This is a genomic window from Brevibacillus dissolubilis, assembly GCF_006170445.1.
GTDB lineage: Bacteria > Bacillota > Bacilli > Brevibacillales > Brevibacillaceae > Brevibacillus_B > Brevibacillus_B dissolubilis.
The window spans coordinates 440567-457162 of the sequence record NZ_VCNA01000001.1; the positions used below are offsets into that span (position 1 = coordinate 440567).

Sequence of the window (16596 nt, forward strand, 5' to 3'; positions counted from 1 at the left end):
TTTTTACATGATACATTTTTTTACAATGAAGGACAACAGAATCTTGTGAAAGTGAAAAAGCCGTTGGGTCTGGATTGACAGCATCAAACCAACTCTTGTCCGTCCTGCTACCCCTCCATCGGACACAAGCGATGGTATATCTCCCAATAAGACGGGTTGACCTTGGCACGCAGCTCTTCCGGCCATTGCGCGATGACGCCATTCATTACGAAGTTGATCCATTCTGCATCTTCGCTCGTGAACACTTCGTCGAGATAAGGCAGGACGTGCTCGCCGATGTCGATGAGGAAGAAGGCGATCTTCCTCGCACCGGGCTGTTTTCGGACACGAATCCATCTTAGCAGTTGAGGCAACAAGTCGCACACTTCCAGATCCCCCATGTTCACGATGGCCTCAGCTTGTTGCCCCCATGTCCATTGATAGCCAAGTGGGACAGATGTTCCATTCAGGTGTTGGAACAGTTCGTCATAGCATACACTGAGAACTTTTTCATAGCTTTTTCCCGGAAAAATGATATCCGTTCGTCTGCATAACTCATAGTGAATCAGCCAAGGACTAATTTCCACTCTGTATAAGAAGCCTGTCAACATCGGACTTTTCCCACTTGATAGATAGGTAGAGCTACTACTGATTTCCCATCTCACATCAGGATATTGATTACGGAATACCTCCATCAAATAAAGAGCTGCATCAAACGCTAAGAACATCCTCGCCATCCGCGATCCTTCAATCAAGTAACCATGTACCAATGATACATCATCAAGCCAATCCTTGATCAGTTGCCCATAAGCTAGAAGTTGCTCATCGGTGAATGGCAACAACTCTGCATCACTCCAGAACCACTTCCACAGAGGGGTAAGTGATTCCACACTTAGATCAAGCTCTGCCGGGTCATTCCCAGCAGCAGCATATCGTTCACGGATATATTCGATTCGTGATGGAATCTGGCTCACGAACCAATCTAGATATCTTTGGGCTTCCCCCTGAGACATCTCGGAAAAAGGCGGCTGTGCGAATGGTGGTCGCATCATCGGTAAGGCTGCCATCAATAGATTCAAATCTCCCGCTTGCTGGATATGATATTCCACGCTCGCTCGCTTTTCCTGCTCTCGTCTTTCTTTATAAATCCTCACGTATGGCTCTGCTTTTTCACGCAACTCCTCCGAGCATTGCTCAATCACATCGGAAACAATGAACCCCATCCAATCCGTGTCGTCACTTTCAAACGCTTCTTGTAAGTAAGGCAAAATCGGTTCTCCTACCTCAACAAAAAACTCCGCAATCTCAACTGCTCCCGGCCAGTTGAGATCCATCAGCCAGTCCACCATAACAGGTAGGTAAGGCTCACAAGCCGGATAGCCCATTCTAATGATCCACTTGGCCTGCTGATCCCATGTCCACTTGTTGCCGGTCCTCAGGTATTCGCTCTGCAGATTCTCCAATAAACCTAGATAGAAAACGAGCAGTCCATCCTCGTCCACTCCCCATTTCTGCCTGTGAATCAGGTGTCCAAGCAGGTAATGCAGGTGCCACGGATTGAACTCTACTCCGAATTGAAATCCGCTGAGCATCGGTTGATTGATGTCTCTCTCGTAGCACTCCCCATTCCCAATCACCCACTGAACCTCTGAATGCTGGTGCCGAAACACTTCACCGAGATACAGCACCAGATCAAAACTAAGAAAAAACTGCTCAAACGTCGGTATCTTGTACCATTTAGCTGCGTACAGCACCAGCCCAAGCCAATCCTGCATCCCCTGATACGTCTGCTCCAGCCCCACCTCTGTGTCTGGCAACAGCTTGTCCCCGCTGAACCATACCCACAGACGTTTCAGTGACTCTTCGGAAAAATCAAGATCATCTGCCTCACCCCCAGATGCCGCATACCGCTCACGCAAAAATTCGATCCGCTCTGGAATCTGCCCGGCAAACCATTCCAAATACCGCTCAGCCTGCTCCCCACTCATCTCGGCGAAAGGCGGCTGCTCAAATGGCGGTTGCATCATGTTCAGCGTCGTTTTCACAAAAATCTCCCCCTTCTCTACCTCACGTCCATGCGAATATTCTGTCCATCATACCGTATACTCTCCCGAAAGACATGTCGCACCCTGTCGACATGTCGCATTATTTTTCCGTCTTTTGTTTCATTTTTGTAACATAATTCACTTTTTATTAGACAAATAACCCTTGTTTTAATTGGCATATAAATTGCAATAACATAATATGTGTAAGCGCTATCATCTCATCGATTAAAAAAAGGAGGAATGTTAAGATGAAGATCAACCGTTTTCTCAAATCGCTGTCCATCATGCTCACGCTCACAATGATGATGTCTGTCACCATGATGACCACACTGGCCACCTCGACTCAAGCCGCTGCTTCTTTTAACGAATACTACTATGGCAGCAACTTTTACTTCAAGGTGTATGTTCCAAGTACATACACAGGTGCTACATCTGTCCCGTTGATGGTCATGCTGCACGGCTGTACGCAGGACCCGGATGATTTTGCGGCAGGCACACGCATGAATACGCTGGCCGAACAAAAGAATTTCATCGTGCTATATCCAGAGATGAACATCCTGGCTAACCCGAACAGATGCTGGAACTGGTTCTACGACTACAACCAGCACCGTGGCGGAACCAGCGAACCTGCAATCATCGCTGGCATGATCAACTGGGTGAAAACCAACTACAAAATCAACTCCGCTGAAGTCAACGTAGCAGGGATCTCCGCTGGTGGCGCGATGACCACTATCATGGGCGCAACCTATCCAGACCATGTCAAAGGAATCGGTGTCAGCGCAGGTGTCATGTATGACGCAGCCGATACCGCCAACTACGCACTCACCGCGATGGCTTATGGCTCTGGCTACGACCCGAACGTCAAAGGTTTATACGCTTACAATGAAATGGGCTCTTACAAGCACCGCATGCCTGTGATCTTGTTCCACGGAACAAGTGACTACACCGTCAGCATCAACAACGCGACCGAAGTCATCAACCAATGGCTGCAAACCAACGACTACATCGACGACGGCTCTGACAACAACACCGTCAACACCGGCGCAGACAGCACCAGCTCTGGTACAACCAACGGACGCAGCTGGACCAAATACGTTTTCAATGACAAAAACGGCGCTTCCCTCGTCCAGTACTACAAAATCACCGGCATGGGCCACGCTTGGTCCGGCGGCAGCTCCAGCGGTTCTTACACCGATACCTCTGGGCCGAATGAATCTCAGATCATGTGGGATTTCTTTGCGAGCCACTAGGTTGTAGGCGGGTTTTTGTATCTCGCATAGTTAGAAAAAGGCAGAAAGGATTTGGCCCAGGTTTTACAGGCTTGGGCTTTTCCTTTTTGGATGGGTTTCATTTTTTGAAATTTATGATTTGGAGCGGTTTTAAAGTGTTTGAAATCGATCAATGGTCTCAATGATTTCGGTTCTGTACAAAAGAGATGCAGAGTACGATGCGGATGATTCGTAAGAGAACCTTGATGTGTTTCCAATCCTTTCAAACCGTTTTAGATGATATTCTATTTTTTAGAGTTACTTAACAGACTACAGACTTTCTACGAGCTATACACAGGCTCAAACATAACGAACTCGTTTTTAACCCGCTATGGAGGTGTTTTTGCATGAAAAAGACAGGACTCTTGCCCACACACTTATTTCTTTTCCCCTCTCAACTATCTGTCGTGAAAAGGATCACGACGTTGCTGTTGGTCGGCTCCGTTGGTTTTGGATTATTGCTTGCTGGTTGCGCTAACGGGAATGCTGGCGATGTGAAAACAACGGATGCGTCATTGAATGCAGTAAGTAGCACTGGTGAAAAAACGACTGCAATAGATAATGCAATCACGTCTGAAACGCCAAAGAAAACCCCAACCGAAAATACAACCACATCCCCAGCAGAAAATGTCCAAATATCTTCTGGAAATACTACAGGATCGTCATCGGCAGCCGCTACTACTACGACCATGCCTACTGACTCCCCCGCCGCTCTCATCACCACCTACTACCAGACCATCTCCAACCGCAACTTCGACCAGACCCTGGCTCTCTACGATCCGTCTTCCCAGCCATTGCCCCCTACTGAGGCCGAAAAATATGCGAAAAACTTCCAACACCTAAAAAGCGTCTCGCTCCACCAGATTCTAGGCGTACAGACGAAGCAGGATCTCGCTCATGCCGTTGTGATTTTTGCCTATGAAGACCAGATGATCCCGCAAAAGCAATACCAGATCACTCAATTCGATCTTGTCAAACAAGACCAAGGCTGGCGGATCGTCTCCCCGGAAACACTGCCGGAGGAAAAGCGGAACACCCTGATCGAGCTGTGGACTCTTCAGAAAAAAGCGATGAACGAGAATGAGGAGCTTCGTAAACAGATAGAATGGGTGCAAGAGCAGAACGAGCTGGCTGTAGGCAGTCTTCCTGCCATTCCTGTGCAGGTTGTGAAGGTGTCCGACTAGGCTAGGCACCAATTCCGACACCCACCTCTTTTCTATTAGACATCCTCCCGCGTAAGTGTTGCACACCCTATGAAACCCCGAGTATTTCAAGTAAAATGGTAGGAAAACGACAGAAATGGTGATGACATATGGAATTTCGTATGATTGATAACGCATTTGAACTGGATGCCCCGTTTGGCCGCCTGCAGATCTCGGGCGATGACCAGTATGGCTTCCGTCCGTTCCAACTGCTGGTTTCCTCTGTGGCGGTATGCAGTGGCGGCGTGTTGCGCAAAGTGCTGACCAAGATGCGTGTTCCTTTTGATGATATTACGATCAAAGCAGAGGTCGAGCGCGTGAAGGAAGAAGCGGACCGCGTGTCCAAGATTCATCTGCACTTTATCCTGACTGGTACAGAGCTTTCTGAGGAGAAAGTGAAAAAGGCGTTGGATGTGACGTATAAAAACTGCTCGATGGTGCAGTCGGTGAAGGATAGTATTGAGATTCATGAGACGTTTGAGATTCGTCGATAATCTCTTTTAGATTTGGTCTCCCTGAGGGAGCTGGGGGGGGGAGAGAGCGAGAGGAGGAACTGTTTTCCAGTCGCCTTTCCCTCTCTTCGTTCGGCCGGTCTCCTTACAAACAGTTCCTCCTCTCGCTCTTCCGGGGTACCGATGATACTCAAAAAAAAAAGATCGAAGAAGTTCACTCGGGATGAGAAAATAAAAAGATATACCCGAAATGAAAGAGAATCAAGAGATGCTACTATGGGCTTCGTTTACCACATGGCTGAGTCCGCATATCGTAACACTACGTTTGCATGCTTTTCCCGGTCACATAACCTAAAACTGATTGCATGGAGAGCCGTTCCTTATGAATGGCTCTTTTTATCATGAAAAAGGTTTGTCCTTCCGATTGTCTCCTTGAAATAACTTTATCCTTACCCTTATCCCTATCAGCCTCTTGTAACTCCCCGTCTTTCGTCTCCCGTACGCTCTGTTCCCTCCCAAATCCAAACAGAAAAAACAGGTGCGCCACTTCAACACCTGTTCTTTCTGCTCATTTCGAGCTTTCTTCCGTTATTGTTCAAACCGTTTCAGGTATGACGGGTAACGCGTTCGTGCGTGTTTCCTATGACTACATCCGAGTTGCTTCTTTAGTCACAGGAGCAGGCGTTTCTTGCTTTTGATTGGAGTGGCCTTGATGCTGCTCGTGGTGATGTTGGTGACCTGGGTGATCCTGAAGTTGGTGGTGGTGCTTGCCGAGTCCTTTCTTTTCGACGATGCGGGGGATGACGATGTTGAAGTGCTTTTTCATTTCATTGGCGGTGTTTTCAGGGAGCTTGCCGGATTTGACGGCTTTGTCCAGTTTCTCGGTATATTGTTTGGTCAGGAGTTGGATCACTTGGTCTTTGGGGACGCCTTGGGTCTGGGCGATTTCGGCGAGGGATCGGCCGGAGCGAAGCTGGTCTTTGAGGACTTCTTTTTCCAGCTTGAGCAGCTTGGCGAGTTCATCGTTTTCCCATGGCTTCTGTCTGCCCAGCACGAGCTTGAATTGGCTGAATTTCATCAAGCCTTTGCGCTCGATCATTTTGGGGACAAAAGCGCCGTAACGCTGCTTCATCTCGTTGGCATTCTGCTCGGAGATTTTGCCGCCTTTGAGTGCTGCGTCTACCTTGGCGTTGTGTTGCTTGGTCAACAGTTGGATCATTTGTTCTTTGCTTACGCCTTGGGCTTGGGCGACTTCGGCTAGAGACTTGCCGGACATCAGCTGTTGTTTGAGGCTCTCTTTATCCATTTTGAGCAGGGAGAGCATCTCTGGACTCATCCAAGGAGCATGAGCGTGCATGCCTTTTCCGTGGGTAAGGTGGGCACCGTCTGTCGTTGGATGGCCAGTGGGGCTGGCAGTGAGTGAGTTTTCGATGGCGGATACGGCGCTAGTGCCTGTGTTCCATCCGGTGAAAAATAAAGCGCCTAGCGCGGTTACCATGGTGATCTGTTTGAACATGTGTCATCTTCCTTTCCAGAATGGTTGACCAAAAAAGACCTGAAACCCTTTTTCACAAGTTCCCCCTTCATCCTCTGTTTCATCGGACTCTTCTTCTATAATCTGGCTTACTCCATGAATTCTCATGTATGAATTCGGTGATTTGGCTTCTATTCAGTTGGTTTGAGGCATCGTCCTGTTAGCGCAGAGGCTGTGTGATCGGAGTTTGGGCACGATAAAAAAGACAGCGAGTCTCGGCCCGCTGTCTTCGTGTCTGCCCCCTTATTGTGCTTTTACTTCCACCAGCTTATCGCCCTGGACTTCGTACAAGTGGTCATCTTTAGAGCGTACATACAGGTGTCCCCCGTTTTGGTCGACCGGATAGGCATACGTAAATCCGCCTGTTTTGGTGTCAATTACCTTGAACCGCTGGAGCTGAATGCCTTCATTGATCTTTTTGCCGTCTGCGTTGAACAGGTCAAATAACGCGTCGTCTGTTCCGAGGTCAGCGACGAAGTATGGTGTATTCGGGGTGCTGCTCATCTGGAATGAGGCGTACCCTTGCTCGTAGCGTTTCTGTTTGTTGGCGTCGGTCAGGTAGAGCTTGTTGTTTTGGTAGACATAATATATATTACGGAAAGTTTCGATTGGCGCCCGATTCTGTTGGGTGTAAACGAGCATGTCTGAGTTGAAATACTCGTTGAGCGTGTTGAATGTCAATTGATCATTCCGATAGTAGGGAATCTCAGTTACTTGTATACCCATGTAGGCATACAGCTTGATTGTTTCCTTATCCCCCGCCCCTGTCTTGACACCGAACGCCCCTCCCGGATATGGGCGACCCAACGCATCCCGTTCCGGAAGTTTGACAAGCTGACTGTCATGGGTCGTGCTCATGATCGTACTGCCCAGATGATCAATGATCTGGTAGCTGTCCCCTTGGCGGATTTTGTAGACCGGATTGTACATCTCAATGGATTTCAGAGGCGCGTCATAGACCTTGTAGTCTGTTGCATTCATTGCAGTGGCGAACAGCATCTGCTTGGCATCATTTACATAAGGAGGGTCTAACGGACGGTTCGGCAGCGGTTTATACTCAAACGGTACCTTGATCTCTTTCGTCAAAACATTCATGATGCCATAGCGACCCGTCTCGTCTGCAAGCAGAAAAATCGGACTGTTCGCATTGACGATCATCGCCCCGGAAGCGTTCATTCCAGCTAAAGTTCCTACGCCGGAGACATAGAGCTGCTTCGTTTTATTCTGATCGGTGTAGGAGACCACAAGGCGGTCAAGATTGGTCTCATCCCGAATCACCGTCTTATCCTCGATGGTTCCCGGAATCGCGTGGAAAGTCTTCGCCTTGAGATCGTAGAACAGGCTCCGCTTGGCTGTGACGATCTCGACAAAGGTTAAATCGGCAGCACCTGCTTCGCGATTTCGCATGTTAGTGGTTTTGTAGACTTGTACCGGTGGCTCAGGAAGCTTGATATTGGCCCCAAGCACCTGTAAATCCAAGGCAAAACGCAGGGAGTACGTCTTCGACTTCGGATGGTAGAACGCAAGGACCTGATAGCTTTCGTAAGCAGGCAGCTTCGGATTGAGAATGAGCTGGCTGTCAGCGAGGGAAAGCCGCTGTGTGCCGTCCATTTTGTTCAAAAAGGTGACCTTTTGCAGCTTACGGTCGTTGATGACGATGTAGTCCTCGGTTTGGAAATTTTGCCCGGTGATCATGGAGATCGTGCCGTCTGCGACGCTGGCGCGTTTGATCGGTTTGCCAGGTGTGGTGATATTGTACAGCTCCATGCTTTTTCCCTTGGTGGTGAAAATGTGGTATCCCGCATTGTATTCACCGAAGCGGATCTGGTCGTAGGTGGGCTGGAGCCAGATTTTATTTTTGTAGGTGACTCCGTATTTGCTGTTTTTTTGGATGATGGCGTAGCCTTCGAATTGTTGGATGGTTTTGTATGCAGGGGTTGGTTTGGCGGTGGCTGCGTGGGCGGTGTCCAGTGGGGTGCCCGTTGGGATGATGGTTGCGGTGAGGAGTAGGGTTGTGGCTGTCAGTAGTTTGAAAATAGATGAGTTCATGGGTGGGATTCCCTCCGGTTCTTGTTGGTTGATATTAGGAATGAAGTAATAAAGCGGGAGAATGTTACAGTGAATTATTATTAGGGATGATTAACATGACATAAGATAATTGTTTGGAGATTGGATATATCTTGTTATGATCACTCTGGTTTGAAAACCAAAAAATAAAGACTCGACTGCTTTCAGTCGAGCCTTGAGCACTTCGTTTTAATTCCTAGCATCCATAACAAATGGTCTTATTTTCAAGCCATTTTTTGATAAGTTAGTGGCTTGTCCATTAAAAAATTCACGTGCCTGATCGATCGTCATCTTCGGAACCTTTTTCTTCCGATCTTCATCAATCCAATAATTGCTCTCGAACCAACCTACCAAGTACAGACCATATTGGTGATGATTACCTTTGAGATAGCGTTCCGCTAGTTGATTTTCCATAGCCGTTTTTAAATCTGGATGCCAGTTACCTTTTACTTCAATAATTACTGTTATATTTTTGAATTGATCATTGGTTCGATCTTTAGTAACAGCATTTACGTGGATATCTGTTCGTTCTCCACCGTATTTGTACCTGGACGACTTTATTTCAACCTCCCTATTTATGATGACTCCTTTTCGTTCCAGTTCTCTTTGTAAATGCCTTGTAATAAAATCTGAGAAGTCGTTTTCTGATATGGGTTTAGATTTCTTCTCTCCCCGTTTTCCCCACTCATCCCATAACGTACCAATTTCCGGGGTTTGACCATTAAGGTCCTCTTGGATTTTATTAAATACTTCTATCAGGATATCCAATAATTGTTCACCGCTTTGTACTAATCCGAAACCCGCATGATCAGCCAAAGTAATTATGTCTACGGGATTTGGTGGAATCCATTCATGGCGTAAAGCTGTTGATTTTGCCTCGTATATGGAGTATTTCAACCATGTCAACTCAGGAAATACTGTCTGAATTCTTGCTAGTTCTTCATACGCTTGGACTGTTCCGCGATTTTCCAATACACGAATAATATTGTCACGGAATTCGGCTACCTTTTCCCTTGGTGTAACTACATGTCCCATATTCTCATTATCAAATGTCGGGTCTTCTTTAAACGGAAATTGTTCCACCATCCATATGTAAAGTTCCGATAACTGCCTTTCGTTAAAATGAGAATACCCTCTGTAACTAGATTTGTTTCTTGCAATTCCAGTTATAACCTCCCGACCGAATTCCGGATCATGTTGAAAAATCGGCCAAGACACATCCCACGATGCATCAGAAGTATCCATAAATAATTTTTGAGTCGCAATTATAGCTTGGGGTCGACGAGAGTTATCATAATCCGTTACAAATCTAGTCACCAGTTTGTTACCGAACTCCAAAGCCCCCTTGACGTCCTGTTTTAATAGGAAGCTAAGAACCCCTCCCATAATCTTTGATTCTATAGAACACTCCTCAATCTTTTCTAATAATTTGGAAGACATATAGTCATCGCAACACGTCTCCAATCCTCTCCAAAAGTGGATATTACTTATTTTCTCATTCTCTTTATCAATTAGTTGCAATAAAGTATTGACAACCTCTTTTTTCACATAGGGATACGCTATCTTTAAAAATGATTTGCGCACATCCTCATAACCACCGCTACCAGTTTGAATCGTAACTATCGTTGAAGCCCATTTTTTCCATACTTTCGGCGATAGGGACTGTATAAATTGAGGTTCAAACCTCCATATTAACCATAGTCCCCTTACTGCACTAGAAGCGGGATCGTACCAATGTGGGTTTTGCAAAAATTCTTTTTCATCAATCATGTATTCGATAATATATTTTTTAGCAGCCTCTATTATCTGTTGCTTCGCTATTTCGTCAACTATTTCCCATCCTGGGAACTTTGTAAGATCTAGATTAGACAAACTTATATTATTTTTGTATAGTTCATCTTTTCCTTCACTAAGAGTAATATTAAGTTCCCACCATGCATCTAGATTTCCCTTGTCGAGTTTATTTAACAAATTTTCGATCGATTCAATTATTGATTGACTGTGGTCGATTATAATTTTTTGTTCCATCTCTTTTTGTTTTAGATAATATTTCTCTTTAAGAGATAATACCTCAGTTGATTGGAGATCCATTGCACTAAATAAATGATTAACACACTTTGCCAGTATATAATTATTCTCGTTTGTAGAAATGGCATATAGTAATTTAACTTGCTCGGGCTTCCTCGAATCAAAATTCCATCTAATAAGATGAGCCCATTTATATTGATGTTCTGTTTTGGCCTCTAAGTATTTGTCAATCAACCACTCAAAATCATTTGGCTGGATTAATCTCCTTATGAAAAGATAGTTGAGTTCCTTTTCTTCATCGTTAATTAATCTAATTATCGACTGTAAAATTAAGCGCCGCCTCTGCTCATTTTTCTCTAAATCATTAATAAAGTTGAGATAATAGAAGACAGACGAATCAACTGTCTTATAAATAACAGAAACCATTAACTCCAACACATTTTTGTAATCCAAATTATCCCAAGAGATTTTCATAATATTTTTAATTAACTCGTTGTAAAATGTGTATCCACGTAAATTTAAATTTAAATCTTTGATTATCCATTCAAGAGCAGCAGGTATATGATTTCTGTCAAAATGTTTAAAAAGATTTCTTGAAATAAACGTTTGGTATTCGCCCGAATAAGCCCATCTTTTCGGTTTGGTTAAAACTGAGAACATTTCCTCTGCTGAAATAACGTCCGGCCACGCTGCTAAAAGAGCTACTCCCTTTAATTGATCATATGGGTCTTCACCATCCTCTAAATAGGTCAATTTAAATAAGTTTAATCGTTGCTCTCTATTGCCGAGTTCCTTGACAACGTAACTTGATTTAACACGTATCTGCAACTTCTCTTCTGAATCAAGTGCAATTTTAACAAACATATCTACCAAACTAAATATTTGGCATTCTTGAGCCATTTCGATTGCCGAACCTCTAACGATAGCATCTTTGCTCCTATCTAGTATCACCGTACTCAACTGACTCCCCAGATCTGGATGATTTAACTTACGATAATACCTTTCAAATTCATAATTTGATTCGAACAAACGCTCTTCTTCATACGCTCTCAGCAGTTCATGAACCAGTTGTCTCTTATCTTCTGGATCAACATTAGCTACATCGCTCCTCAGCAGTACTTGTGGTTCAACATTCATAATGTAAGAAAAGACGTCTGGACACATAGTAGCTAACCATGCTGACACTTCATATAATTGCGGAACCAGCTTCCCCTCTGGATCGTTGGGATGTTTGATCAAATTAATAATATGCTTGATAGGGATTTTGTTATCAATGAAGTAGTAGGCTGCTAGGAATTCCGCATAGGTTTGATGAGCCCATCCCAAGCGATTTTGACCTCTTGCCGAAAACAAACCTGTCGCCAGCGTCTCCTTTATATCCACTTCTTTTATAACTAACTCGGTCTTTATATCCAGCATACCACCATATGAAATTTCCTTGATCGATACATCTTCATCTGGTACATTTCCATAATCAACATCAGTCCAAATCGCATATCGATTGGAAAATACCATTATCGCGGCAATACGAGAAGCTATTTTTAATCGTTCTAATGGGGTAAGCTTTCCGATCTTGTTTGATTCTATCCTACTAGGATTAGTTTCTTCGCATAACGTTTGACATCCCTGTAAATACAATTCTCTTTGAGTAGTCGGGAAATATCCATTCTTTTTATACTGATTAATTAATATTTTAAGTGTTACCGGCTTTGTTGCTAATGGTACAACAGCTTTTTCCTGAATCTGCCGTACAAAAATGTCTCCATCTATTCCGTTTTCTTTAGCGGCTTCTATTACGTCTATCATCCGTAAAGGTGCAAGTCTGTAGACTTTGTATGCTGTCTTGTCCTTGTCCTCGTCCCATAAACGTTCCAAATTACTGCCTAAGGTCATCGGCCAGTCGGCAGTTCGGCATGCAATACGCAAAAACAAGCGTTTGATAGGGAGCATTTTCATTACATCTGCTAAGAAAGCAGCAGCTGTATTCATACTTAATAAGCATTCATCCAAACTGTCCAAGAATAGGTGAAGATCATAGTCTCCGTTTTGCCATGCAACTAATTCGGGATGCTTAAACAATCTATTGTCAAACGACAGTTCGCTACTAAATGACCGTAGATCAATATGTAGAGTTTTTTGTGTTCCTTCAATTGATTGCACACTCTCCTCAATCGTACTCGTTTTACCGATTCCCGGCTCACCAAGTAAAACTAAGCAACGTATATGAGATATTGACACAAAAGAAACACAATTCGGATTATAGATGTTGCCCCATTTCCACTCTGGATCTACAAGAAAACCTCCGTCTGAAAGACTTGCAGCATGCTCAATAGGGCTCCAGAATCGCTTCCATTTATATTTTTTATCGTCCAAGTTCTTCACCTCAGGCTTAGTTAGACTGGAGATTCTGTCTATTTCTTTATTTTACTATAGCTCTTTGTCTGACTCCAAAAATACAGGGGTGTCTTGGACTTATTTTAATATGCATAATTTCTCCTGCAACCCTTCCCCCACTCCCCCGTATACCTAAGCATCACCACAAAACCATACCCAACCTAAAGGGGATGCTTCCATGAAATCCGACTCACCTACACCTCTTCATAAACCCAACCCGCGCTGGATGACCGGTGGTATCATCGGGATCATCGTGGTAGTCCTGCTCGGAATCCTCGGTTTCAACTCCTTCACCATCGTCAACGCCGGTCACCGTGGCGTCGTCGTCCAGCTCGGGGCCGTCCAGCCTAACGTACTCGGCGAAGGAATTCACTTCAAGGCTCCTTTCATCCAGACTGTCATTCCGGTCGAGGTGCGGGTACAGAAGACGGAAAATTCTGCCGTCTCTGCCTCCCGTGATCTGCAGAACGTCACCACGACCATTGCCGTGAACTACCATCTCAATCCAGACGCCGTCAACAAGCTGTACCAAGATGTCGGTCTGGGCTACTCTGAGCGCATCGTCAATCCGGCTATCGCGGAGGCGCTCAAGTCCGTTACGGCCCGCTACACGGCGGAGGAGTTGATCACCAGCCGTCAGGAAGTGAGTGAGCAGGTCAAGGAAAACCTCAGCAAAAAGCTCACCATGTATGGCATGATCCTCGATGAGATTAACATCACCGAGTTTAACTTCAGTGAAGAATTCAACCGCGCGATTGAGCAAAAGCAAGTGGCGGAACAGCAGGCGCTCAAAGCCAAATTAGACCTCGAACGCGTGAAAATCGAGAAGGAACAAACCATCCAACAGGCGCAAGCCGTGGCTGAATCTCTTCGTCTGCAAAAGCAGGAGGTCACGCCGGAGCTGGTCAAATTGCGTGAGATTGAAGCGCAGCTGGAAGCGATTAAGAAGTGGGACGGAAAATTGCCGAATGTGACTGGTGGGGCGACGCCGTTTATTGATGTGACGACTGGGAAGTAGGAATTGTCGCTGTAATTTTAGGCATTTTGGCTGTTCTGGTCGTTCTTCTGTTCTGCTTTTTGGAAGCTTTCTTACTGAAAAAAGATGTTACTCTCCTTCTTTCGAAACTAATCTCCAAAAAGGAGCTTAGTTCATAGGGAGTAGCATCTTTTTTGTTTAATAGTCATCTGGACCGTAGCCATCATTGGAGAAGTTTTTCCCACCAATAATCCGTCCTTTGAAGGATGAGCAGGTGTCTAAAAAGGAAGCTATCAGACCAATCTTGCGGTCTGATAGCAGCTGTTGTTAAACGGTTACAGGTTCTTTATTTTCGTTGACGATCATAGCCGGTATTGGATTGCGAGGACTGGCATATCCGAAAGTCAAATCAAGAAGCCCGTTTCCTTCCACAAATTTACTGTATCCCAAAGATACCGTCCGTTTGATGAGTTGGCCATAAATCTCTGGCTCGGATAATCTTCGACCGAAATCTTTTTCGCACTGATTGATGATGAGTGCAGCTGCACCAGAAACGTGCGGGGTTGCCATTGAAGTTCCGTTTAAGCGAGCATAGCCACTATTTAGATAGGTGGACAAAATATTCACCCCCGGGGCCGCTAGATCCAACTCAGGGTTTGTATTGGTGAAGCATGGGAATCGACCATCTAGAGATACTGCACCTACTTCTACTACCTCATGATAAGCTCCGGGATAAGCATACTCGTGTTTAATTGGGCTGCAGTCTCCACCTTTCGTAAATGACCCTTCGTTACCAGCTGCACAAACAACAAGGATATCGTTCTCAACCGCTCGTTTGATTGCTGCATGAAGTTGTGGATCATTGTTAGGACCTCCGAGAGACATAGAGATGACACGCACTCTCTCTTGTCCGGTTCCTTTCCAGTTAATAGCGTAATCGATGGCTTTAATAATGTTTTGGGTATCCGCACCTTCTTCCATTCTCCCGGTTCGAGGGTCGAATACAGGTTTATCAAAGACTTGTAAAATAAGCAACTTGGCTTCCGGAGCGACCCCAATGACTCCCTTCCCATCAATCACAGCTGCAATTGTTCCAGCAACATGTGTACCATGTCCGATCCGATCAGAGTAGTCATCCGGACCATTACCTGCGTTTGAGAAATTTTTCCCTCCGACGATGCGGCCTTTGAGGTCTGGATGATCTGTCTGGCAACCGGTATCGATCACAGCAACGACAACTCCGTTCCCCTTATGACCTTCCTCCCATATTTCAGGAGCTTTAATCATTTTGACACCTTCAGGAATTTCTTTGATGTCTGTCACAACTGATTCAATTTCGTAGGGAATGAGACGAAAATCACTCACGAGTAAAACCTCCTAAAATGTTTTTATTTACATGTAAAGTATGGCGTATACATTTATTTTTATTAATTACACTTTTTATACTAATACGTGCTAGTTAACTGCTGTCGAGTATCCTCTTCTACTTTCTATTGCCAAATTTTACTAACCCATTCCGGATGATCGATGAATGGATTACGGTTGCCTTGGATGTCATAAATCACTTCGTTGCGGTTGCGTTCAAAATTGTCAACTGGATCTGCGGCATGCCATTGAAGCAAGGTGGAAAGAACGCCGAATTTGGGAATACGGTCTGTCAGGCTATTCACCAATTCCAAGTCCGGTTCACCATTGCCGCCCTCATAGCGGACAGCCATGTAGAGCATCATTCGCGCCACATCGCCTTTCACCTCGTCGCGAGGTTCCCATATTCCTCTCTGTTTATCCCATTCACAGTTTTTGGCTTCGGGGTGTTTGAATGTCTGATCTTCTGGTAACTCATCAAAATCAAAATCATCCCGGTCTGAGTTGACACTCTTATCGGCTGGTCTCAGGTGATGCAGGTCAGTTCCCGCCCCATTTGCTGTTCCAAAACCACCATGAGACTTAGCCCAGACATGTTCGCGGTTCCATGCGTTAGAATCGGAACCGATGTTTCCTTCGTTGCTCGATTTGGCTTGAGAACGTCCGGTGTAGATCAGAATCACGTTGTTAGGGTTATTCGGATCCTGATCGGTTTTCATCAGAGCCGACCAGACTTCAGAGTAATTGAGCTTGCGTTGTTTTTGGATAATCTGATGCAACGCCTTCTTTAGTGCTGTTCCTGTCTGTCCCTGAATGGTTTCATAATAGTCACCCAAAATATCGCTGTCTACAGGCTGGGCAATCGGATATTTCGGCATGTGTGAGTGATCGTTCCCCATCGCTTGAACTGAGGTCGCCGTGACTCCTGGCATCATGGCGGTGGTGATCAGTAAACCAGCCAGCAGGGCTTGTACCGTTTTTTTGGCAGACATGTAGTCATCTCCTTTTGTGTATGTAAGCAACAACCAACCATAGAATTCTCAGGTAATAATCACTTTAACAATCCAATTAATTACATTTTTACCTCCTTTAACATCTCGCGTTCATCCGTTCTCTCCAATTGATTATGAAATTGTAGTATCGGTAAAAAATCTCCAGTCGACAGGGCACAAAAAGGCCCGTAAGATGGTACTTTTTTCAAAGTGTCCGTCTTACGGGCTTATGTTATTTGATCACGGTTCAGAGGTTAAATCTTGGCTTGTTGCTTGTTACCTAGACAAGCTCAA

Annotated in this window: 11 protein-coding genes; 4 read left to right on the top strand and 7 right to left on the bottom strand. The window is 45.1% G+C overall.

Annotation, left to right across the window (positions count from 1 at the left end; translation table 11 throughout):
- Positions 1-107: 107 nt before the first annotated feature.
- Positions 108-2024 (bottom strand): DUF5071 domain-containing protein, encoded by a 1917-nt coding sequence (locus FGI41_RS01270; RefSeq protein WP_139488082.1) that lies wholly within the window; start codon positions 2022-2024, stop codon positions 108-110.
- Between the two features lie 248 nt (positions 2025-2272).
- Here FGI41_RS01270 and FGI41_RS01275 point away from each other — a divergent pair, with 248 nt between their 5' ends.
- On the top strand, positions 2273-3274 hold the full coding sequence (locus tag FGI41_RS01275; RefSeq protein ID WP_139488083.1) for an extracellular catalytic domain type 1 short-chain-length polyhydroxyalkanoate depolymerase: 1002 nt from the start codon (positions 2273-2275) through the stop codon (positions 3272-3274).
- A 412-nt stretch (positions 3275-3686) separates the two neighbouring features.
- Here FGI41_RS01275 and FGI41_RS01280 read toward each other — a convergent pair whose 3' ends face one another.
- Positions 3687-3983, bottom strand: coding sequence for a hypothetical protein (locus tag FGI41_RS01280; protein ID WP_139488084.1), 297 nt, complete (start codon positions 3981-3983; stop codon positions 3687-3689).
- On the opposite strand from FGI41_RS01280, the gene FGI41_RS01285 reads away from it, so the two are divergent.
- Both FGI41_RS01285 and FGI41_RS01290 read left to right on the top strand, forming a co-directional pair.
- Positions 3982-4476: a hypothetical protein gene (locus tag FGI41_RS01285; protein ID WP_139488085.1), complete on the top strand. Its 495-nt coding sequence runs from the start codon at positions 3982-3984 to the stop codon at positions 4474-4476. The two genes, FGI41_RS01280 and FGI41_RS01285, sit on opposite strands and share 2 nt — an antisense overlap.
- 128 nt (positions 4477-4604) lie before the next feature.
- Positions 4605-4988 (top strand): OsmC family protein, encoded by a 384-nt coding sequence (locus FGI41_RS01290; RefSeq protein WP_139488086.1) that lies wholly within the window; start codon positions 4605-4607, stop codon positions 4986-4988.
- Positions 4989-5592: 604 nt separating this feature from the next.
- On the opposite strand, the gene FGI41_RS01295 is transcribed toward FGI41_RS01290, so the two are convergent.
- From FGI41_RS01295 to FGI41_RS01305, 3 genes are all read right to left on the bottom strand, one after another.
- Positions 5593-6462: a hypothetical protein gene (locus FGI41_RS01295; protein WP_139488087.1), complete on the bottom strand. Its 870-nt coding sequence runs from the start codon at positions 6460-6462 to the stop codon at positions 5593-5595.
- A gap of 261 nt (positions 6463-6723) precedes the next feature.
- On the bottom strand, positions 6724-8529 hold the full coding sequence (locus FGI41_RS01300) for a hypothetical protein (RefSeq protein ID WP_139488088.1): 1806 nt from the start codon (positions 8527-8529) through the stop codon (positions 6724-6726).
- Between the two features lie 207 nt (positions 8530-8736).
- Entirely contained in the window at positions 8737-12948 is a 4212-nt protein-coding gene (locus tag FGI41_RS01305) for an NACHT domain-containing protein (protein ID WP_139488089.1), read from the bottom strand.
- 247 nt (positions 12949-13195) lie between these two features.
- Between FGI41_RS01305 and FGI41_RS01310 the strand changes: the two genes are divergently transcribed.
- On the top strand, positions 13196-13987 hold the full coding sequence (locus tag FGI41_RS01310) for a prohibitin family protein (RefSeq protein ID WP_139488339.1): 792 nt from the start codon (positions 13196-13198) through the stop codon (positions 13985-13987).
- 285 nt (positions 13988-14272) lie between these two features.
- Here the strand turns inward: FGI41_RS01310 and FGI41_RS01315 are convergent, their stop codons facing one another.
- On the bottom strand, positions 14273-15310 hold the full coding sequence (locus FGI41_RS01315; RefSeq protein ID WP_255298255.1) for a S8 family peptidase: 1038 nt from the start codon (positions 15308-15310) through the stop codon (positions 14273-14275).
- Between the two features lie 125 nt (positions 15311-15435).
- Positions 15436-16302, bottom strand: coding sequence for an endonuclease I family protein (locus tag FGI41_RS01320; protein WP_139488090.1), 867 nt, complete (start codon positions 16300-16302; stop codon positions 15436-15438).
- Positions 16303-16596: the final 294 nt, after the last annotated feature.